This window comes from Actinophytocola sp. (assembly GCF_035762905.1).
In the GTDB taxonomy this organism is placed as follows: Bacteria; Actinomycetota; Actinomycetes; order Mycobacteriales; family Pseudonocardiaceae; genus DASYTH01.
The window spans coordinates 182,606-203,202 of sequence record NZ_DASUCC010000061.1 but is presented as its reverse complement, the minus strand read 5'-3'; the positions used below and the strand labels follow the sequence as shown (position 1 = coordinate 203,202).

Sequence of the window (20,597 nt, the reverse complement as noted above, 5' to 3'; positions counted from 1 at the left end):
GGGTCGCTCCTCTTTCAGCGCACGAACGGGAGAATGTCCTCGGTCAGCCGCTTGCGGTCGACCTTTCCGTTGGCGGCCAAGGGAATCCCACCGTCGCGGTAGTGGTAGCCGCGCGGCCGCATGTACACCGGCAGGTCGGCGCACAGCTGGGCGAAGTCGTCCTCGGCCAACCGCTCGCCGGCGTAGACCGCGTGCAGGTCGATCTCGCCGTCGTCGGCGGTCAACGTGATCACCACGACGTCGGCGACGGCCGGATGCCGGCGCAGCACCGACTCGATCTCGCCAAGCTCGATCCGGTTGCCCCGGACCTTGACCTGGTCGTCGATCCGGCCGAGGTGCACCAGTTGCCCGTGCTCGCGGCGGACCCGGTCGCCGGTGCGGTAGTAGTGCTCTGCGGTCAGCGGCTCGGTGCCGTCGTAGAGCCGGCCGACGCCGTTCTCCACCGCCACGAACCGGCCGGTGTTCTCGGCCGGGTCGAGGTAGCCGGGGAACCGCTGCGGGCCGCGCACACACAGCTCGCCGTGCTCACCCGGGCGCAGGTCCTCGTCCAGCATCACGTGCTCGAGGTGCGGGAAGACGTCGCCGATCGGCATCGACCGGTTGGAGGTGACCGGCACCAGGGCCGAGTCGGTGGGCACCGCCCATGCGGAGCAGATCACGGTCAGCTCGGTCGGGCCGAAACAGTTGTCGATGATCGCGTTCGGCGCGGCCACCTGCCACGCCTCGACCTGCTCAAGGGTGAGCTGCTCGCCGCCGAACATGGCCCGCCGCAGGGTGGGCATGCTGTTCGGCGCCAGTGCGCGCAGCCGCCGGGCGAAGGAGATGATCGACGGCACGGACATCCAGTGGGTCAGCCGCTTCTCGTTGACGAACCGCACCGGGGCGAACACGTCGCTGTGCTGCGCGACGCACAGCGTGGATCCGGTGCTCCAGCTGGTGAACAGCTCGGCGACCGAGCCGTCGAAGAACAGCTCGAAGGTCTGCGAGATGCGGCAGCTCCCGTCGAAACCGAAGCGCGGCAACATGTCCGCCAGCAGCGAGGTGATGTTCTCGTGCGTGGTCGGCACGCCCTTCGGCTTACCGGTCGATCCCGAGGTGTAGATGATGTAGGCGGTGTCGGCGGCGGTCGGCGCGGTGTCGGGCAGCGGCCCGCCGTTGCTGTCGTTGCGTTCCAGCACCGCCTGCCCGCGCCCGTTGGTCAGGTCGAGGATCGGGATGCCGGCCTGCTGCGGATAGGCCGGGAGCTGGTTGGCGGCGGTGTCGTCGACGATGGTCAGGTCCAGCCCGGCGTCCTTGGTGATGGTCAGGTTCCTGGCCACCGGGGCGCCCTGGTTGAGCGGCACCACGGCGGCGCCGAGCCGCTGGATGGCCAGGTAGGCCGGGTAGGTGGCCGGGCTGCGGGAGGTGAGCAGGCCGACCCGGGTGGGCCGGCGGCCGTCGGCGGCCCGCATGATCAGCCCGGCCATCCGCTCGACGGCGGCGTTCAGCTCGGCGTAGCTCAGCTCGTGGCCGGAGACCTCGATGGCCGTGGCGTCGCCTGCGCGCGCAACCGAGGCCCGGAACAGGTCGTAGAGAGTGCGGCTGGTCATCATGCTTCCCTTCGCGGTGCGGTGAGGATGTGGTCCTCGACGGGGTCGACCTCCAGCAGGTGCCCGAAGGTCTGGCGCACCAGCGAGGGCCGGGCCCGGCCGCGGCGGGCCGAGTCGAGCGCGAATCGCAGTGCGCTGGGCAGTTGGGTCCACGCCGTACTCGCCGCGAGGTAGCGCTGGCGCAGCGGGTCCGGCAGGTCCGGGTCGGTGCACAGCCACCGGTAGCGGAACACCCGGTGCGCGGCCGCGGTCCACAGGTCGTCCAGGTGCCGGGCGGCGTCGGTGGCGGAGTCGGTGCAGTAGTCGGCCAGGAACGGCAGCACGGCCCGGTCCCCGACCAGCCAGCTGCCGGGCAGCTCGGCCGGGGTGGCCGGGCCGGGCTCGCGGTGCAGCCACAGTGGGCCGGCCGGGTCGGGCACCGGGACCGGGAACCCGAACGCCAGGCTGTTGCGGGTGTGCTGCTCGGTCGACCAGCCGGCCGGCAACACCATGGCGTCGGTGAGCTGGGCGGTGGACAGCCAGCCGACGTACGGGCGTTGCTCGCCGCCGGGCAGCAGGCCGGCGAACGCGTCGATCACGTGCCAGGAGTCGCCGCGCCGGCCGGTGACCAGCAGCCAGTGCGGCGCCGCCGCGCCGTGCTGCCGGGACGGCGACCAGGGCAGCCGGGAGCCGTCGGTGACCACCAGCACCCGGCCGCGCCTGCGCAGCTCGCCGGCCAGGCTGACCATGGCCGGGCGCGGCGCCAGCGTGGCGTACCGCAACCGGGTGCCGTCCGGCAGCCGGTCCAGCGGGTAGGCGTGGTGCGAGAAGGCCAGCCCGGCCGCCAGGTCGATCCGAACCGCCAGGCGCACCGAACGGGCCAGGTGGCCGGTCGCGTCGGACAGCTCGCCGTCCAGGTAGCCGGCCAGGTTGGCGGTGTAGCAGCTCAGCCCGGCGAAATGCTCGTGCCGGCGGCGCGGCAGGATTCTCATGACCGCACCCCCCAGGCGCAGGTGACCGGGATCCGGGAGTGCTCGCGCAGCGCCCGCCAGCGCAGCTCCCGCCAGGCACCGGTGCGTTGCCCGACCTCGACCGGGATGGTCCACGGACGGCCGGCCAGGCCCGACCCGGTGGCCTTGACGCACGCCTCCTGCGCGGTCCAGATCCAGGCGAACTCCAGGTCGCGCCCGCCCGCCGGCAGCGCGCTCAGCGCGGCGACGGCGGCCGGCCGGCAGCACCGGCGCAGCAGCCCGTCCGGTGCCGGGTAGGGCAGCTGAACATCAACGCCGACAACGGTTCCGGCGCCGACCGCGGCGGCCAGCCAGCCGTTGGAGTGGGACAGGCTGATGGTCAGGTCGGGCCGCTGCGGCAGGTACGGCGCGCCGCTGGGCCGGGCGGCGATCGGCGTGTCCGCCGCGTCCGGGACGACCTCGGCCAGCAGCCGGCGCAACAGGTCGCGCACCGCTGCGCGCTCGGCGTCCGGGCGGGCGGTCGTCGACTCGACCGCCACGTGCACGCCATCGGCGATCTCGATCATGGCGCACCGACCAGATCCGTGGCGTGCTCGGCGATGCCGGCGAGCATCGCCCCGGAGGCACCGCCCGCGATGCCGAACATGGCCGCCTCGGCGCGCAGCTCGGCCACTCCACCGGAGCCGAACGCCTCCGCGCCGAGCAACTGCACGCACTCGGCGAGCACCAGGTCCAGGCTCTGCGCGGTGGACGCCTTGAGCAGCATGCTGGACAGCAGTGCGTCCGGACCGGCCGCCGCGTGCTGGGCGCACATCGCGTCCATCCGGCGCAACTCCACCAGGCAGCGGGCGAACCGGTCGCGCACCGCGTCGTTGGTCCACAGCCCGCGATCGGCCAGCCGGCGTTGCGTGCCGGCCAGCACCCGCCGGCAGATCGCCCTGGCCCACAGCGCGCCGGCGGCCCGCTCGGTGCCGACGTGCCGGGCGAAGGTGGGCAGCCCGCGGCCGGGCGAGCCGATCAGGTGGTCGCGGCCAAGGGTGACCCCGTCGAACCGCAGATGCCCGACCCCGGACCCGGCGAACAGCCCCGTGCCGGCCGGCTCGGCGAGCACACCCGGCGCGTCGGTGGGCACCAGTACCCACAGAAAGCTGGTGAAGTGCCGCTGCGGCCGGTGCCGGGCGAGCACCAGGGCGTAGTCGGCGGTGCGGGCGTTGGTGATCCAGGTCTTGCCGCCGTCGACGGTGACCCGGTCGCCGTCGAGCCGGGCGGTGGTGCCCAGCGCCATCAGGTCGGACCCGGCCGCCGCGGCGTCGGTGACCGCAAGGGCCAGCACCGTCTCGCCGCGGGTCGCGGCGTCGGTGACCTTGGCGGCGGTATCGGTACCTGGCAGCGCACCACGCAGGATCGGCAGCGCGGTGGCCAACTGCACGCAGATCGACAGCACGGTGCCGACGCCGAGCCGGCGGTCCAGCTCGGTCAGCAGCACGTCCAGAAGGTCCAGCCGGGGGCCCGGACCGGGGTCGAACAGCTCAGTGATCAGCCCGGCCTGGCCGAGCGCGCGCCACACGGTCCGGCCGTCCGCGCCGGCCGGCAGGGCGTCCAGGTCAACCAAGGCGCACCTCCTGGTCGAGCACGGCGAGCGAGCCGTTGGCCAGGTTGAGCCGGTCGTTGGCGTAGTTCAGCGACGCCGAGCGCAGGTCCCGGAACACCCGCTCCAGGTACAGCTCCGAGCCGCGCAGGTAGCCGTGCCGCAGCCCGACCAGCTCGACCAGCTCGTGCCCGGCGGCGAAGCACTGCTCGGCGGCCTGCACCTTGAGCGTGTTGACCAGCAGCTGCACCGGCGGCGCGGACATGTCCGGCGCGCCGTCCACTGTGGACACCGTGTGCCGGAGCAGGGCGTGCACCGTGTCCAGCCGGCCGCGGATCCGGGCCAGCCGGGTGAGCAGCAGCTCTGAGGTCAGGTCGAACTGGCGCCGGCCGGCCGGGCTGCGCATCAGCCGCAGCACCCGGGACAGCGCGCCCGCGGCGGTGCCCAGCCAGGCGGCGGCCCAGCCCAGGTGCGCGACCGGGCCGAACAACCCGGCGGCGATCGCCCGGAACCCGCCGGACTCGCCGACCACCTGGTGCTCGGGCACCGCGCCGGACAGCCGCATCGGCACGCTGTGCGTCGCCCGCATGCCCAGCGGATCCCACCCGCCGGTCACCTCGAGCGCGAGCTGCTCGCGGGCGGCGTAGACCAGCGAGACCTGCGTCGGCGAGTCGGCATCCGGGGCCAGCAGGGTGATCAGGAACCCGTCGGCGTGCTCGCCGCCGGTGACGATCGGCGCGTCCCGGTCGATGCGCAGCAACCCGGCACCGGACGAGGTGGGCGAGTCCGAGGTGAGCAGGTGCCCGCCGGTACCGCGTTCGGTGGTGACCGAGGCGAGATACAGCTCGCCCCGGCCCAGCGCCGGCAGCAGCTCGCCGGCCAGCCGCGGCCGGGCGTACCGGACCAGCGTGATCGCCTGCTGGCAGTGCATCGCGAAGATCATGCCGACCGACAGGTCCACTCGGGACAGTCGCATCGTCACGTCCACCAGGTCGCCGAGGCCGCCGCCCGCGCCGCCGTGCTCGGCCGGCACCAGCAGCCCGAGCAGTCCGCTGGCCCGCAGGGCGTCCAGCGCCTCGGTCGGGAACCGGGCGGTCTCGTCGGCGCCGGCCGCGTACCGCTCTGCGGTCGCGACCACGTCCGCCAGACCGGGCCGCTGGTCCACCGTGGTCACGAGGCACCCCCGCCGCGCAGCCGGGCGACCTCGGCCCACAACCCGCCCGCGGTGGCGAACGTGTCGTCGACGAGCTTGTCGTCCGGCAGGCTCACGCCGTAGCCGTCCTCGATCGCGAACAGCAGCTCGATCGCCTGCATCGAGTCCAGCCCGAGGTCGCGCAGCCGCGAATCGGCGGTGATCTCGGTGTCCCCCGCGTACTTCAGGAACGGTCGCAGCATGACCGCGAAGTCCGGTGTCATCGCCGGCCCTCCTGTCCGGCCGCGATCGGTTCGCGGCGCATCGTCAGTCGTGATGTGTGCACGATTCGGCCGTCCTCGACGACCGCCTCGACCGGTGCCGGGTGACCGAGGAAGGCGAGCAGGCTCGCGGACAGCCCGTAGGCGCCGACGTTGGGCACCCGCACCAGATCGCCGGGGCGCACCCGGGGCGCGGTCACCCCGCGCGCCCAGGTGTCCAGCGGGGTGCACAGCGGGCCGGTGATGATCGCCGGACCGACCGGCTCCGGCTCGCCCTCGGCCAGCAGCGTCGGGACCACCGCCGGCAGCCGGCGCAACCCGGACATGCCGCCGAGGTGGTTGATGCCCGACTCGAGCACCTGGATGTGCGTCGCCTGCGAGGTCTTCGCGTCCAGCACCCGGGTGAGCAGGGTGCCGCAGCCGGCCACCAGGGCGCGGCCGGACTCGAACGCCACCCGGGGCGAACCCCGCCGCCAGCCCGGGAAGTCGGCGTCCAGCAGCGCGGCCAGCGCACCGGCCAGGCCGGGATAGTCCGCCGGCCGGCCGGCGCGGGCGAACGGGGCGGCGAACCCGCCGCCGAGGTCGAGCACGGCCGGCTCGGTGCCCAGCGCGCCGGCCAGCCGCCGCGCGGTCCGCACCGACTGGCCGAGCTGGGCCAGCAGCGCCGCCTCGTCGGCCACGTTGGACCCCATGTAGAGGTGCAGCCCGGCCAGCGCCGCGTGCCGGCGACCGGCGAACCGCTCCGGCTCGGCCATGATCCAGTCGGCGTCCGCGCCGAACTGGGAGGCGACCCCGGTCATGGTCAGGCCCTGGCCCGGCACCGGCGTGGTGTCGTTGACCCGCAGCAGGCACCGGGCGGGACTGCCCAGACCGGCCGCCACCCGGTCGATCTGGTCCAAGCCGTGCGGCGAGTCCACCGAAAACCAGGTGACGCCGGACTTCACCGCCTCGGCCACGTCCCGGTCCCGCTTGCCCGGACCGGTGTAGAGGATGTGCTCCGGGTCGAACCCGGCGTCCAGGGCCGTACCCAGTTCGCCCGGCGAGCACACCTCGGCCCGGCAGCCGGCCCGGCGCAGCGTCTCGGCCAGCACCGGGTGCGGGTTGGCCTTGAACGAGTAGTACAGCTCGCTCGGCGCGGGCAGCGCCCGGTGCAGCCGGGCGTGGCAGCGGCGCAGCTCGTCGAGGTCGTAGACGTAGGCCGGGGTCTCCAGGTCGTCAAACATGGGAACCGTCCGGCATCCGGGCCAGCGCGGCGCGGTCGATCTTTCCGTTGGTGGTCGACGGAATGCTCCGAACCACTACGCACCGGCCGGGCACCTTGAACTCCTCGAGCTCGGTGCGCAGCCGGGCGAGCACCTCGGCCGGCTCCAGCGCGGTCACCGCGAACAGGGTGGCCTCGGCACGCTCGGCGCCCGGCGGCAGCACCGCCGCGGACTCCACCCCGGCGATCCGGGTGGCGGCCAGCTCCACCTCGGTGGCGCTGACCCGGAAACCGCGCTGCTTGTAGAGATCGTCGCGGCGGCCGACGAAGTAGAGGTAGCCGTCCTCGTCGCACCAGCCGTAGTCGCCGGTGCGCAGCCGCGGGAACAGCCCGGCGTCGCGGGGAAAGCGCTGCGCGGTCTGCTCGGGCCGGCGCCAGTAGCCGGCCATCACGTGCGGCCCGCGCACGACCAGCTCGCCGACCTCGCCGGGCGGCAGCCGGGTGCCGTCCGGGCCGATCGCGAACACCTCGGTGCCGGGCAGCGCCCGGCCGCACGAGCCGGGCCGGCGCAGGTCCTCGTCGACCGGCATGATCGTGGTCCGCTTGCACTCGGTGAGCCCGAACATCAGTTGCACACCAAGACCCGGGATCCGCCCGCGCAGCTCCGCGAGCACCCCGTCGGGCATGGTCGAGCCGGTGTTGGTCACCAGCCGCAGCGGTGGCGGCGTGGCACCCGGCCGGGACAGCAGCCGGGCCAGCCCGCGAGCCACACCCGGCACCGCGGGCAGCACGGTGGCGCCGCACCGGTGCAGCTCGGCCAGCAGCCGGGGACCGGCGTCGGCGGCGGTGGCCAGTTGGACCCGCGCCCCGGCCGCGGTGGCCAGGAAGATCTGGTACAGCCCGTAGTCGAAGGACAGCGGCAGCGGGCAGAAGACCACGTCGGTCTCCCGGTAGCCGAGCTGCGACTGGATCGCCGCGACCGCGAAGCACAGCTGGGCGTGCGTGGAGACCACCGCCTTGGGCAGCCCGGTGCTGCCCGAGGTGTAGATCAGGCAGATCGGGTCGACCGGGATCGGCCCGTCCGGCGCCGGGCCGGGCCGGGTGCCGGCCAGCTCGGCCGGCGCGGCCCGGCCGATGCCCCGGTCGGCGGCGAGCCGGGCGGCGTCCGGGTTGGCGGTGACCACCAGGGCCGGCTCGGCGTCGTCCAGCACGTGCGCGTAGGCGGCGGCCGGCGCCGCATCGTCCAGTACGCAGAACACCGCGCCGGCCCGGGAACAGCCGAACAACAGGGCCGGCAGCAGCGGCTCGGGGGGCAGCGCGACCAGCACCCGGTCGCCCCGGCGCACGCCGCGATCGGCCAGACCGCGGGCGATCCGGTGGCTGGCCGCGGTCAGGTCCCGATAGGACAGCGTGCCGTCGGCCCGGCCAACCGCCGCCCGGTCCGGGTGCCCGGCCGTCGCGGCGTCCAGCAGCTCGTGCAGCAGCGTGGCGGTCATCGCAGGACCGCCTTGCCGAACAGCCCGGCCAGCGAGTCCAGATCGTGCAGGGCGTCCAGGGTGAGGTCCTCGGCGGCCACGGTCACCCCGAGCCGGGTCTCGACCCGCTCGATGATGTCCACCAGGCGGAACGAGTTGAAGTTGGGCAGCGCGCGCAGCGGCGTGCCGTTCCGGGTGGCGGCGGCATCCAGCCGCAGCACGACGCGTACGGCCTCGGCCACCGCGTCCCGGATCGCGCCGGCGGCCAGCCGCGCGAGCAGCTCCCGGTCACCGGCCAGCAGCTGCTCCATCCGCTCGAGCACCGACGGCGGCACGGCCGCGCCCTGGGCCGCGCGGCGCAGTCCCACATAGGACTGGGCGGCCAGCCGCTGCCACTCCGCGGCCCGCTCCCGGACTGCCGCCGCGTCACAACCGTGGACGCGGTCACCATCGTGGACAGGGTCGCCACCATGGACGGCGTCACCATCGTGGACGGCGTCACCACCATGGACGGCGTCACCATCGTGGACGCGGTCACCATCGTGGACGCGGTCACCATCGTGGACAGCGTCACAAATGTGGACGGTGTCCAGCCATGTGGCGTGCAACAGCCGGCTGCGGCCGAGCAGCCAGATGTCAAGCACCAGAGCCTCGACGCCGTCCCGCCGGTCCAGCCCGGCTCGGACCGCGTCCAGGTAGCCGGACGTGTCCGCCGACGTGAGGGCGGCGACGTTGGCGGCGAGCACGGCGACCGGGTCGAGTTCGGGCAGCGGACCGGCGGTGATCACCATGGCGGTCGCGCCGGTGCCGAGCGCGGCGTCCAGGTCGGCGGCGGACAGCCGCCACACGCCCGGCCGGGCGGCTCCCCACTGGGTGTCGTTGTGGTACGGGTCGACCACGGCGAAGCGATCCCCGGACGGCGCGAGCACCAGGCTGTGCGCCATGTGCCGCTGCCCCCGGTAGGGCGTCCACGGCATGGTGAAGGTGTCGGCGACCACGTACAGCGGCCCGGCCTCGGCGACGAACGCGCGCACCGCCGGCCCGTCCAGCCCGTCCCGCCGCTGCGCCACCCGCAGCCCGGCCAGCGCGCCGGCCTCGGCCAGCCGCACGTCCACCGGCGCCTCCAGGGTCGGCAGCGCGCCCGGGCCGTACCGGACCGCGAACCCCAGCCGGGCTCCGAGCGCCCGGTGCGCGCCCGGGCCGTGCTGCAGGTCGACCAGCGCGGCCAGGCCGGTCTGCACGCAGTCCAGCGCAGGCGCGGTCAGCCCGGCCAGCACCGGCGACCAGGTCTGGTCGCGAGTCTCGACGACCGTGGCGATCGGCATGTCAGCTCACCCCCGTCAGTTGGGATCCGGCCGGTCGCAGGCCGGACGTGGCCGCCCGCAGCGCCGCCTCGTCGACCGGTGCGTCCTCGAGCACCCCGGCCAACAGGTCGTCGTAGGCGGACAGATCAAGCAGCCCGTGGCCGCTCACGCAGACCAGCACCCCGCGGCCGGACCGTCCACTCGCGACGGACGCGGCGGCGGCCAGCGCGTGGCCGGACTCCGGCGCCGGCAGGATCAGCTCGGCAAGGGCGAACCGGCGCCCGGCGGCCAGCGCGTCCTGCTGGCCGACCGCGACCGCGGCGATCTGGTCGTGGTGCCGCATCGCGGACAGCAGCTTGGCCGCGCCGTGGAAGCGCAGCCCGGCGGCGTGCGCGGCCGGGATCGGGTAGCCGGCGCCGATGGTGTACATCGCCTCCATCGGCCCGGTCCCGGTGGCGTCGGTGACGTCGTAGGCGTACACCCCGCGGGACAGCTTCGGCGTGGCGCAGGACTCGGCGGCCAGCAGCAGCGGCGGCGCGTCGCCGGTCTCCCCGGCGGCGTGCGCGGCGAAGAACGGCAGTGCCAGCCCGCCGAAGTTGGACCCGGCGCCGACGCAACCGACCACGGTGTCCACCTCGGCGTCCAGGCCGGCCAGTTGCTCGAGCGCCTCAAGGCCGATCAGCGACTGGTGCAGGATGCTGTACGTCTCGCCGCTGCCGATGCAGAACGCCCGGTCCCGCGCACCGCGGGCGTACTCGACCGCCTCGCCGATGGCCAGCGCCAGACTGTTGCCGGCGGTGTCGCGGGCGCCGACCTCGGTCAGCGGGCTGGGGCTGGCGTGCACGGTGGCACCGAGCAGCCGCATCAGGCTGCCCCGGTACGGCTTGGCGCGCAGGCTGCCGCCGACCATGAACACGGTGCAGGACAAGCCGAACGCCGCGCACGCGGTGGCCAGCGCGGTGCCCCACTGTCCGGCCCCGGTGCCGGTGACCAGCTCGCGCACCCCGGCCTGCCGGTAGTAGTAGGCCTGGGCCAGCGCGGTGGTCAGCTTGTGGCTGCCGGACAGGTTGCCGCCCTCGTACTTGACGTAGATCGGCACTCGGGCGCCGACCGCGGCCTCGAACCGGACCGCCCGCCACAGCGGGGTGGGCCGGTAGGTCCGGTAGATCTCGGCGACCGGCTCCGGCACCGGCCACCACTCGCGCCGGGAGATGCTCTGCCGGACCAGTTCCAGCGGGACCTGCGTGGTGACCGGGCCGGTGGCGGCCGGCGGGCTCAGGTCGGCCGGCAGGTCGTAGCCGAGATGCGGCAGCACGCTGCGCCACGCGGTCATCGCTGTGCCCCCACGGCCTCGGCGATGACGTCGACCAGATCGGCGACGGTGGTGAAGATCCGGTTGACGAACAGGTTGTCCGGCAGCATCACGTCCAGCTCGTCCTCGAGCCGGACCAGCATGCCGAGGAACCCCAGCGAGTTGACCCGCAGCAGGTCGCCGTTGAGCGGCTCGGCCTCGGCGATCTCGTTGGGAGGTATGGACAGCCGCGACTCCAGCGCCACGATCCGCTTGACCGCGCGGCTGATCTCGTCCCGGTGGTGTCGGATGGCGGTCATCGCGCTCCCTCCCCGCGCAGCGTCGCGTTGCCCTCGATGGCCCAGCTGTAGGTGAGCAGCGCGGTCAACCCGACCGGGCCGCGCACGTGCAGCCGGCCGGTGCTGATCGAGATCTCCGGACCGAGCCGCATGGTCGGGCCGTCGTGCAGCCGCAGCGAGCCGTTGACCACCAGCGCGGCGGCGTCCACCGCGCGCAGGAAGCCGTCGATCACCTCGGGCCGGGTGGCGACCACGCCCTCGGTGTGCCGGGAGCCGTGCCGGCGGATGTGCCCGACCGCCTCGTCCAGTCCGGCCACCGCGCGCAGCCCGAGGGTGCGGTCCAGGAACTCGCGGCCGTCGTCGTGCGGCCCGAGCACCCGCACCTCGGCGCCAGGCCCGCCGGGGACCAGCCCGGCCAGGCCGGCGTCCAGGCGCAGCGTGTACGGCCGGGCCAGCCCGATGCCGGCCGCGACCAGCCGCCGGGCCAGCGGCTCGGCGACGTCGGCGTGCGCCAGCACCAGCTCGAGGGTGTTGCACGCGGTCGGCTCGGCCAGCTTGCTGTCCAGCGCGATCCGGGCGGCCAGGTCCAGGTCGGCGCTGGCGTCCACGTACAGGTGGTTCACTCCCCCGCCGCTGGCGATCACCGGGATGGTCGAGGCGGTCCGGCAGTGCTCGATCAGGGCCGGGCTGCCCCTCGGCACCAGCGCATCGATCGCGTCGTGCCGCCGGAGCAGCTGCCGGACCAGGGCCCGGTCGCCGTCGGTGAGCACCTGGACCATGCCGTCCGGCAGGCCGGCCGCCTCGGCCGCCTCGGCCACCACCGCGCCGAGGGCGGCGTTGGTCGCGGCCATCTCGGTGCCGCCGCGCAGGATCGCCACGTTGCCGACGGCGACCGGCAGCAGCGCGCCCTCGACGGTCACCGTCGGGCGGGCCTCGTAGATCATCAGCAGCACGCCGAGCGGCTTGGGGATCCGGCGCACCCGCATCCGGCCGGTGGCCGCCAGCGGCTCGCTCGGGCGGGTGGCCGCGGGCAGCGCCCGGCCGACCTCGCCGGCCAGCGCGACCAGCTGCTCGCGGTGCGCGTCGCCGACCCGCAGCCGGTCGGCCAGGGCGTCCGGCAACCCGCCGGCCCGGGCCAGGTCCACGTCGTTGGCCGCGCGCACCCGGTCCCAGCGCTTGTCGAGCCGGGTGGCCAGCGCGTCGCAGTAGGCCAGGTAGCGCTCGTCGCCGGGCGGCGGCGCCGCGTCCCGGGCCCGCGCGGCCCGGTCCAGGATCTCCTCGGTCACCACATGAACTGCCCTCCGTCGACGATCAGCTTCTGGCCGGTCAGGTAGCCGCTGGCCGGCCCGATCAGGTACTCGAGGCCGTCGGCGACGTCGTCGGCGGTGCCGAGCCGGGCCAGCGGGATCTCGGCGAGCACGTCGGCCAGCGCGGCCGGGTCGTCCAGCCGGAACCGGGTGGTCAGCTCCTCGGTTCCGGTCATGCCGGGGATCAGGCAGTTGACCCGGATCCGCGGCGCCAGTTCCACCGCAAGGCACTTGGTGAGCTGGAGCAGGCCGGCCTTGCTCGCGCAGTAGTTCGCCCCGTCGCGGCGTGGCCGGATGCCGGTGGTCGCGCCGATGTTGACGATCACCGCGCCGGGCTGGGTCAGCATCGCCGGGGCGAACACCCTGGTCAGGTAGAACGCGCCGGACAGGTTGGTGTCCAGCACCCGGCGCCAGTCGGCCACCTCGAGGGACAGGAACGGCCGGTCGATGTTGATTCCGGCGTTGTTCACCAGCACCCGGGGCGCGCCGTGCTCGGCCAGCACGGCGGCGCCGGCGCCGGCGACCGCGTCCGGGTCGCCGACGTCGACGCGGACCGCGCTGAGCATCGGGTCCAGCTCGGCCACCGCGGACGCGGCGGCATCGGCGTCGGCGCGGTAGAGCGCCACAACGTGGTGGCCGAGCTTGACCAGACGGCGGCTCAGCGCGAGGCCGATGCCGCGGGTTCCGCCGCTGATCACGGCGAGCGGTGTGGTCATGATGCCGCCTCCGCGGGAAAGAGCACGTCGGCGGTCACGACGCGACCTCGACGGGCAGCCCGAGGAAGCCGCCGACCGCGGCGGACAGCGCCGGCAGGTGCTCGGGGTCGAACACCCGGAAGTGGTCGGTGGCAAGCGTTCCGACCCGCAGCTCGGGCGCCAGCGACCGCCAGCGGTCGAGTGCCGCGCCGCGGTCCACGAGATCGCTCTCGCCGGCGCAGACCAGCAGCAGCACCGGGCCGTCGTAGCCGCGAGTGGACTCGAACGCGGCCAGCGCGGCCGAATGCGCGTGGAACGTCGCGGTGACCCGGTCCAACGTCCGCTGGTCCGGCCGGGGCCCGAGCATCCCGACGATGACGTCGAGGATTCCCTTGTCCCGCACCGGATCCGGGACCAACCGGAACGGCGAGCAGTCCACCATGACCAGGGCCGGGCGGTGCCCGCGCTCGGCGAGCGTGGCGCACACCTCCCAGGCCACCGTGCCGCCCATCGACCAGCCGAACACCACGTCCGGAACCAGCCCGTCCGGCTCAAGCGCGCGCAGCACGCCCTCGGCCATCGCCGGCACGCTGCCCTCCGGCGGCTCGTCCGGCACCAGGCCGGCCGCGCGCACCGCGTAGACGTTGTAGGTCTGGCCGAGGTAGGAACCCAGTCGCAGGTACGGGGCCAGGCCGCCGCCCGCGCCCGGGATCATCACGCAGGCCGGGCGGTCCTTGCGCCGGGCGATCGGGATCAGCCGGCCGGGTGCGTTCGTCATGCCGCACCCCCCTGCCCGGCCCGGACCAGGTCGGCCAGGGTGGCGATGGTGGGCGAGCGGAAGAAGTCGATCACCGGCGGTGCCACCCCGTACTGCTGCTCGACCTGGGCCAGCGCGGTGAAGATGTTCAGCGAGTGCGCGCCGAAGGCCAGCACCGGCTTGTCCCGCGGGATGCCGTCCACGCCGAGCAGCCCGGCCCAGATGGCGGCCAGCTCGCGTTCCAGGTCGTCGAGGTAGTCGGCCCGCAGCCCGGTGGACTGCGTGGCGCGCTCGGCCACCCACTGCCGGGCCAGCGCCACCAGCGCGTCCCGGTCGGTCTTGCCGGAGCCGGTGGTGGGCACCGTCTCGATGCCGAACACCTTGGCCGGCACCATGTACGCCGGCAGCCGCTCGGCCAGCCGGGCCGCGACCGCCTCGGCGTCGACCGGCCCGCCGTCCTCGGTGAGCAGGAACAGCAGCAGCTCCCGGTCGGCGCCCTCGCCGTCCGCGGCGGCGATCGCCTGCCGGACCCCGGGCAGCGCGTTGGCCACCACCTCGATCTCGCCAAGCTCGATCCGGTAGCCGCGGATCTTGACCTGGGTGTCGTCCCGGCCGAGGAAGATCAGCGCGCCGCGCTCGTCCCGCAGCACCAGGTCGCCGGTGCGGTACATGACCGCGCCGTACACCCCGGCGAACCGGTCCGGCACGAACCCGGCCGCGGTGCGCTCCGGGTCGTTGACGTAGCCGTCGGCCGGGCAGGACCCGCCCAGGTACAGCTCGCCGGGAACCCCGGCCGGGGCCAGGTGCCCGGTCACGTCCACCACGTAGCCGGCCACCCCGGCCAGCGGCAGCCCGATCGGCACGTGCGTCGGCCAGGCCGGGTCCGCGGCGGAGAGCCGATGCGTGGTCACCGCGTGCGTCTCGGTCGGCCCGTACAGATTGACGAGCACGCAATGCGGGTGTGCCGCGAAGAACCGCCGGATGTCCTCGTCGACCAGCAACTGCTCACCGGACACGCACACGTGGCGCAGCGCCGGGAACAGCGTCTTGCGGGCGAACGCGCTCTGCACGAACGGGCGCAGCGCCGCCACCGGCAGGTAGATGTGGGTCACCCGGGTCTCGGCGACCCGGCGCACCAGTGCCGGGAAGTCCCGCCGGTCGGCCGGCTCGCGGGAGACGATGGTGCCGCCCACCGCCAGCGTCGGCACGATCTCCTGGAACGAGACGTCGAAGCCGAGCGGCGCGTACTGCAGGAACCGGGTGTGCACGCCCATCTCCAGCGCGGAGATCTGCCAGGCGCTGAGGTTGGCCAGCGGCCCCTGGCCCATCTGCACGCCCTTGGGGCGGCCGGTGGAGCCGGAGGTGTAGGTGACGTAGGCCGGGCGGCCGGCGTCCGGTGCGGCGATGGCCGGGGCCGGCGCGCTGTCCACCGGCGCGGGCGCCATCAGCTCGGCCAGCCGCAGCGCCGCCACCCCGGGCAGCTCGCCGGCGTCCCCGATCACCGCGCGGCAGCCGGCCTGCTCGACCATGTAGGCCAGCCGGTCGGCCGGCAGGCCCGGCTCGAGCGGAAGGTAGGCGGCCCCGCAGCGCAGGATCGCCAGGATGGCGATGGTGGTCTCGCTGAGCGAGTCGACGCACAGCCCGACCACGTCGCCCGCGGCCACGCCGGCTCGGGCCAGCCCGTCGGCGGCTTTGCGGGCGGCGTCGGCCAACTCGCGGTAGCGCAGCGTGCCGTGCTGGTCCTCGATCGCGGTGGCGTCGGCGTGCTTCTCGGCGGTGGCGGCCAACCACTCGGTGAGCGTGGCGCCGGGCACCCGGGCCGGGTAGCCGTCGGTGCGCAGGCTGGCCGCCGCCGAGGAGTCGGTGAACAGGTCGGCCAGGGTGCGGCTGCCGTCGGCCAGCGCCCGGCGCAGCGCCGTGCGGATCGAGTCGAGCAGCCCGTCGGCCACGGCCGGGGCGATCAGCTCGCGGTCGTACTCCAGCTCGAGCAGCCAGCGCCCGTCGACCGGGGTGCAGCCCAGCCACAGGTCGAACTTGGCGGTGCCGTTGCCCGGCTCGCGCACCCCGCGCACCGCGCCGGCCGACCCCAGCTCGACCGTGTCCTGCATGGCCAGCATGCAGGCGAACAGCGGGTTGCGGTTGGTCGTGCGGTCCGGCTGGGCGTGCGCGACCAGTTGGGTGAACGCGATGTCCACATTGGACCGGCAGAAGTCCACCGCGTCCCGGACCACCGAGCCGGCGTGCTGGTCGAAGCTGCGCTCCCAGTCCACGGCCACGGTCACCGGCAGGGTGTTGACGAAGAAGCCGCACAGGTCGAACGCGCCGACCGTGCGCCGGGCCATGAACGGGCTGCCGACCAGCACGGTGGACACCGCGGCGTGCCGGGCCACGGCCGTGCCGTAGATGGAGGTGAACAGCACGAACGGGCTGATCCCCAGGCGCTTGCAGGTGTCCCGGAACGCCGCGTTGTCGGCCTCGTTGAGGTGCCATTCCACCCGGCCGCCGGAGAACGCGGTCTCCACCGGGCGGTTCGGCTTCGGGTAGACCACCATCGGGGGCACGTCGCGCAGCTGCTCGGCCCAGGCCTTGGCCCGGTCGGCGAGCGCCTCGGCGTTGGACACCCGGTCCTGGGCGCGCAGCTCGCGCAGGAACGCGTTCTCCCGGGTCAGCCGCAGCTTCTCCACCGCATCGCCGGACAGCGTCCCGGTGAGCGCCGCCTCGAGGTCGCGCACCACCGGTGGGATGGACACCCCGTCGCAGACCACGTGGTGCGAGCAGAACAGGATCGCCGAGTCGCCGCCGTCGGTGCGCCGGACGTAGCCGAACCGGTAGCACGGCCCGGTGGCCAGCTCGAACGGCGGCCGGCCGATCCGCACCGCGGTGGCCAGGATCTCGTCCTCGTAGGTCTCCGGGGTGGCCTCGACCAGTTCGAGCGGCAGCTGGTCCCGGGTCGGCGGCGGGCCGAGCCGGGCGTGCAGCTCGGGCAGCCGGCCGAAGGTCTGGCGCAGCGCCGGCTGCACGGTGATCAGCGCGATGATCGCGTCGACCACGGTGTCCGACGGGATCGCCGGGTCGATGTCGAACCGACCGACCTGGTTGTAGATCTCGCGGGTCGGGACCAGGCCGTCCACCACGAGCAGGCCCTTCTGCGACTCGGTGAGGTTCAGCAGGGTGGGCTCGGGCTCGGTCGGGGCGACCGGTGCGATGGTGTCGGTGCTCACCGGGTTCCTCCGGGGATCATGCCGGCGAGCCATCCCTTGAGGTCGGCGACCGTGTGCAGGTCGACCAGGCGGGAGGCGTCGATCTCGGCGTCGTCGTCGGTGGCCACCTCGACGGCCAGCCGCAGCAGTGCCAGCGACTCCAGCCCGACGTCCAGCAGTGGCGTGGAGTCGTCGAACGAGAAGGTGGCGTACTGGGCGATGGTGGCGTCGAGGTCGAGCTTGGTGTCGCTCATCTGCGTTCTCCGCACGGTTGGGGCTGCATGCACGACGACCCTCGTCGCCGTGGTTGTTCCGCCGATGTGGCCGCGTTCTACCGGCGGTGTTTCGGTGCCGTACTCGGTGCGGGCGAACAGCCGGACCAGCTCGAGCACCCGGAACCGGTCGATCCGCAGCGGCTCGAGCAGTCCGGCGTCCACCAGCCGTTCTGCGGCCTGCTCGACGACCGGTTCCGGGTGGTCGAGCAGCGCGGCGAGGTCGGCGGTCCGCACCACCGGCAGGTCCAGCGCGCCGAGCAGGCGCAGGGTGCGGACGGCCTCGTCGTCGCCGGACCGGTGCAGCAGCCGGGTGCTGGCCCGTAGGCTGTCCCGCACGGACAACCCGTTGCAGCTCAACAGGTCCAGCCGGCGGTGCCGGTCGGCCAGCCGGGCGGCGAAGTCCGCCACCGTCCACTCAGGACGCTGGGCCAGCCGGGTCGCGGCGACCCGCAGGGCCAGCGGCAGGTACTCGCAGAGCCGGGCGATCCGGGCGGCGGCGCCGGGGTCGGCGGTCACCCGGTCGGCACCGGCGTAGCGGCGCAGCAGCTCGGTCGCGGCGGCGGCCGGCAGCCGGTGCAGGCGCAGCAGGCCGGAGCCGTCCACCGCGGCCGGGGCGGCCCGCCCGGCCAGGATCACCGCGCTGCCCGGGGTGGCCGGCAGCAGCGCCCGGATCTGGCCGGTGTCCAGCACGTCGTCCAGCACGATCACCACCCGGCGGCCGGCAAGCGCGGTGCGCAGCAGCGCCGCGGCCCGCTCCTCGTCGGCCGGGACGTCGGCGGCCGGCACCCCGAGGGCGGCCAGCAGCCGGCCGATCGCGTCGACCGGGCGCGGTGGGTCCTGCGCGGCCCCGGCGCCGAGGTCGAGGTAGATCTGCCCGTCCGGGAACCGGGCGGCCACCCGGTGCGCGGCGTGCACCGCGAGGGTGGTCTTGCCGACCCCGGCCAGGCCGTGGATGGCGCAGCGCTGCTCGCCCGCGGCGAGCCGGGCGGTGATCCGGGCCAGTTCGCCGGCCCGGTCGACGAACACCGGCACGTCCGGCGGCAGGGTGCGCGGCACCGCCAGGCGCAGTACCGCGGTTCCCGGCGCGCGATCCGCGGCGCTCTCCAGCAGCAGCGGATCCTCGCGCAGGATCCGCGCCTGCAGCTCGCGCAGCGGCTTGCTCGGCTCGATGCCCAGCTCGTCGATCAGCAGCTGGCGCAGGTCGCGGTAGGCGCCGAGTGCCTCGGCCTGCTGCCCGGCCTGGTACAGCGCCAGCATCAGGTGCGCGTGCAGCCGTTCCCGCAACGGGAACTGCGAGACCATCAGCTTCAGCTCGGGCAGCACCGCCTCGTGCCGGCCCAAGGTGATCTCGGCGTCGATCCGGGTCTCGACCACGGCCAGCCGGCCCTCCTCCAGCCGGGCCGACTCGGTGAGCACGGACGGCACCAGCGGCACGTCGGCCAGCGGCGCGCCCCGCCACAGCCCGAGCGCCGTGGTGAGACCGTCCACGGCGGCGGCCGGGTCGCCCGCGGCCAGCCGGCGCCGGCCGGCCGTCACCAGGTCGTCGTACTCGTGCAGGTCAAGGCTCCCGGGCGGGACCACCAGCTGGTAACCCGGCGCCCGGGTGGCCAGCACCCGGCCCGGCTGGTCGCCGAGGGCGCGGCGCAGCCGCCAGACGTACCCGGCCAGCAACCCGGCGGCGCTGGCCGGTGGCCGCTCCCCCCACAGTTCCGCGGTCAACTGATCGGCCCCGACCACCCGATTCGCGTTAATCAGCAGGACGGCCAGCAATGCCCGCTGTTTGGCGGCCCCGATCGAATTCCACGACCGCCCGTCAAAGAACTCCAACGGCCCCAGTAATCGAAACCGAACCAACGCACTCAGCTCCCCCGCAGCACATCAGAGAATGGATCCGACCCCGGCCAGTAGCAGCGCCTCGGCCAGGCAGACCCGGGTGAACTCGCCCAGATGCAGGCTCTCGTTCGGACCGTGCGCGCGGGTGTGCGGGTCCTCGACGCCGGTGACCACGATGGCCGCGCCGGGGAACGCCTCCTGGAAGATCGCGATGGCCGGGATCGAGCCGCCGATGCCGATCTCCACCGGGGCCACGCCGTCCCAGGCGGTGCACAGCGCGGTCCGGGCCGCCGCGTAGTACGGGCCGGTGGTGTCGAGCACGCACGGCGCGCCGCTGCCCTCGTACTCGACGCTGACCGCGGCCCCCCACGGCCGGCGCGCCTCGAGATGGTCGCGGACCGCGGCGAACGCCTTGCGCGGGTCGTCGCCGGGGGCCAGCCGCACGCTGATCTTGGCCCGGGCCACGGGCACCAGCGCGTTGGCCGCGTCCCGCAGGGTCGGCGCGTCCATGCCGATCACCGACAGCGCCGGCCGCCGCCACAACCGGTCCACCAGTGGCCCGGTGCCGATCAACGCGACCCCGTCGAGCATCCCGGCCTCGGCCCGCAGCCGCTCGGCCGGAAAGTCCAGTGTGGACTCGTTCGCGGTGACCAATCCGTCCACCGCGACGTCGCCCGCCTCGTCGTGCAACGTGGCCAGCAGCCGGGCCAGCGCGGTCAGCGCGTCCGGCACCGGGCCGCCGAACAGTCCACTGTGCACGGCCTCGGTGAGCGTGCGCACCTCGACCACGCAGTTGACGATGCCGCGCAGGGACGTGGTCAGCGCCGGAACGCCGATGTCCCAGTTGGTCGAGTCGACGATCACCACGACGTCGGCGCGCAGGTCGTGCCGGCGCAGCAGTTCGGCCAGCGACTCCGAGCCGTACTCCTCCTCGCCCTCGACGAACACCACCACCCCGACCGGAAGGTCGTCGCCGAGCGCGCGCAGCGCCGCGACGTGCGCCATCAGCCCGGCCTTGTCGTCCGCGGCGCCCCGGCCGTAGAGCCGGCCGTCCCGCTCGACCGGCTCGAACGGGTCGCTGTGCCACAGCGCCGGATCACCGGTCGGCTGCACGTCGTGGTGCGCGTAGAGCAGTACGGTCGGCGCGCCGGGCGGCGCCGGCCGGCGCCCGATGACGGCCGGTGCGCCACCGGCCCGGACGATCTCCACCTCCAGCGCGCAGTCGCGCAGCAGGGCGGCCACCGCCTCGGCGGAACGATCAAGGGGGGCCGGGTCGAAGCCGGGGAACGCGATTCCGGGAATGCGCACCAGGCGCTCCAGCTCGGTGCGCGCCCTGGGCAGCTCGCGGTCGATCGCGGCGCGTAAACGAATCTCCAATGAATTGTCGGACATCATGAAAACATCGTACGTTGGCGGCGTC

Annotated in this window: 17 protein-coding genes; all 17 read right to left on the bottom strand. The window is 74.4% G+C overall.

Annotated elements, in window-relative coordinates; genetic code table 11:
• Window positions 1-14: 14 nt before the first annotated feature.
• From VFV67_RS11825 to VFV67_RS11745, 17 genes are read right to left on the bottom strand one after another with little or no spacing between them, the layout of a single operon-like run.
• Window positions 15-1,589, bottom strand: a complete 1,575-nt coding sequence (locus VFV67_RS11825; protein ID WP_326469565.1) for an AMP-binding protein — start codon at window positions 1,587-1,589, stop codon at window positions 15-17.
• Entirely contained in the window at window positions 1,589-2,560 is a 972-nt protein-coding gene (locus tag VFV67_RS11820; protein ID WP_326469564.1) for a hypothetical protein, read from the bottom strand. The genes VFV67_RS11825 and VFV67_RS11820 overlap by 1 nt, the downstream gene beginning before the upstream one ends.
• Window positions 2,557-3,105, bottom strand: coding sequence for a 4'-phosphopantetheinyl transferase family protein (locus VFV67_RS11815; RefSeq protein ID WP_326469563.1), 549 nt, complete (start codon window positions 3,103-3,105; stop codon window positions 2,557-2,559). The genes VFV67_RS11820 and VFV67_RS11815 overlap by 4 nt, the downstream gene beginning before the upstream one ends.
• Window positions 3,102-4,151 carry an acyl-CoA dehydrogenase family protein gene (locus VFV67_RS11810; RefSeq protein ID WP_326469562.1) on the bottom strand — a complete coding sequence of 350 codons (1,050 nt, stop codon included), beginning with the start codon at window positions 4,149-4,151 and terminating at the stop codon, window positions 3,102-3,104. Before VFV67_RS11810 ends, VFV67_RS11815 begins: the two co-directional genes overlap by 4 nt.
• The gene (locus VFV67_RS11805; RefSeq protein ID WP_326469561.1) at window positions 4,144-5,301 is read right to left on the bottom strand and encodes an acyl-CoA dehydrogenase family protein; all 1,158 of its coding nucleotides are present in this window, start codon (window positions 5,299-5,301) and stop codon (window positions 4,144-4,146) included. The genes VFV67_RS11810 and VFV67_RS11805 overlap by 8 nt, the downstream gene beginning before the upstream one ends.
• Window positions 5,298-5,543 (bottom strand): acyl carrier protein, encoded by a 246-nt coding sequence (locus tag VFV67_RS11800; protein WP_326469560.1) that lies wholly within the window; start codon window positions 5,541-5,543, stop codon window positions 5,298-5,300. Before VFV67_RS11800 ends, VFV67_RS11805 begins: the two co-directional genes overlap by 4 nt.
• Window positions 5,540-6,763 carry a type III PLP-dependent enzyme gene (locus tag VFV67_RS11795; RefSeq protein ID WP_326469559.1) on the bottom strand — a complete coding sequence of 408 codons (1,224 nt, stop codon included), beginning with the start codon at window positions 6,761-6,763 and terminating at the stop codon, window positions 5,540-5,542. Before VFV67_RS11795 ends, VFV67_RS11800 begins: the two co-directional genes overlap by 4 nt.
• A complete protein-coding gene (locus VFV67_RS11790) occupies window positions 6,756-8,237 on the bottom strand; it encodes a class I adenylate-forming enzyme family protein (protein WP_326469558.1) in 1,482 nt (493 codons plus the stop codon). The genes VFV67_RS11795 and VFV67_RS11790 overlap by 8 nt, the downstream gene beginning before the upstream one ends.
• Complete coding sequence (locus VFV67_RS11785; protein WP_326469557.1) at window positions 8,234-9,541, bottom strand: hypothetical protein; 1,308 nt, start codon at window positions 9,539-9,541, stop codon at window positions 8,234-8,236. Before VFV67_RS11785 ends, VFV67_RS11790 begins: the two co-directional genes overlap by 4 nt.
• Before the next feature lies 1 nt (window position 9,542).
• Window positions 9,543-10,853 (bottom strand): TrpB-like pyridoxal phosphate-dependent enzyme, encoded by a 1,311-nt coding sequence (locus VFV67_RS11780; RefSeq protein ID WP_326469556.1) that lies wholly within the window; start codon window positions 10,851-10,853, stop codon window positions 9,543-9,545.
• A complete protein-coding gene (locus tag VFV67_RS11775; RefSeq protein ID WP_326469555.1) occupies window positions 10,850-11,131 on the bottom strand; it encodes an acyl carrier protein in 282 nt (93 codons plus the stop codon). Before VFV67_RS11775 ends, VFV67_RS11780 begins: the two co-directional genes overlap by 4 nt.
• The gene (locus tag VFV67_RS11770) at window positions 11,128-12,396 is read right to left on the bottom strand and encodes a glutamate-5-semialdehyde dehydrogenase (protein WP_326469554.1); all 1,269 of its coding nucleotides are present in this window, start codon (window positions 12,394-12,396) and stop codon (window positions 11,128-11,130) included. Before VFV67_RS11770 ends, VFV67_RS11775 begins: the two co-directional genes overlap by 4 nt.
• Window positions 12,393-13,133 carry an SDR family oxidoreductase gene (locus VFV67_RS11765; RefSeq protein ID WP_326469553.1) on the bottom strand — a complete coding sequence of 247 codons (741 nt, stop codon included), beginning with the start codon at window positions 13,131-13,133 and terminating at the stop codon, window positions 12,393-12,395. The genes VFV67_RS11770 and VFV67_RS11765 overlap by 4 nt, the downstream gene beginning before the upstream one ends.
• Window positions 13,134-13,167: 34 nt before the next feature.
• The gene (locus VFV67_RS11760) at window positions 13,168-13,890 is read right to left on the bottom strand and encodes a thioesterase domain-containing protein (protein ID WP_326469552.1); all 723 of its coding nucleotides are present in this window, start codon (window positions 13,888-13,890) and stop codon (window positions 13,168-13,170) included.
• The gene (locus VFV67_RS11755) at window positions 13,887-17,090 is read right to left on the bottom strand and encodes an amino acid adenylation domain-containing protein (protein ID WP_326469551.1); all 3,204 of its coding nucleotides are present in this window, start codon (window positions 17,088-17,090) and stop codon (window positions 13,887-13,889) included. The genes VFV67_RS11760 and VFV67_RS11755 overlap by 4 nt, the downstream gene beginning before the upstream one ends.
• Complete coding sequence (locus tag VFV67_RS11750; RefSeq protein ID WP_326469550.1) at window positions 17,087-19,171, bottom strand: BTAD domain-containing putative transcriptional regulator; 2,085 nt, start codon at window positions 19,169-19,171, stop codon at window positions 17,087-17,089. Before VFV67_RS11750 ends, VFV67_RS11755 begins: the two co-directional genes overlap by 4 nt.
• A gap of 51 nt (window positions 19,172-19,222) precedes the next feature.
• Window positions 19,223-20,572 (bottom strand): dipeptidase, encoded by a 1,350-nt coding sequence (locus VFV67_RS11745; RefSeq protein WP_326469548.1) that lies wholly within the window; start codon window positions 20,570-20,572, stop codon window positions 19,223-19,225.
• Window positions 20,573-20,597 lie beyond the last annotated feature (25 nt).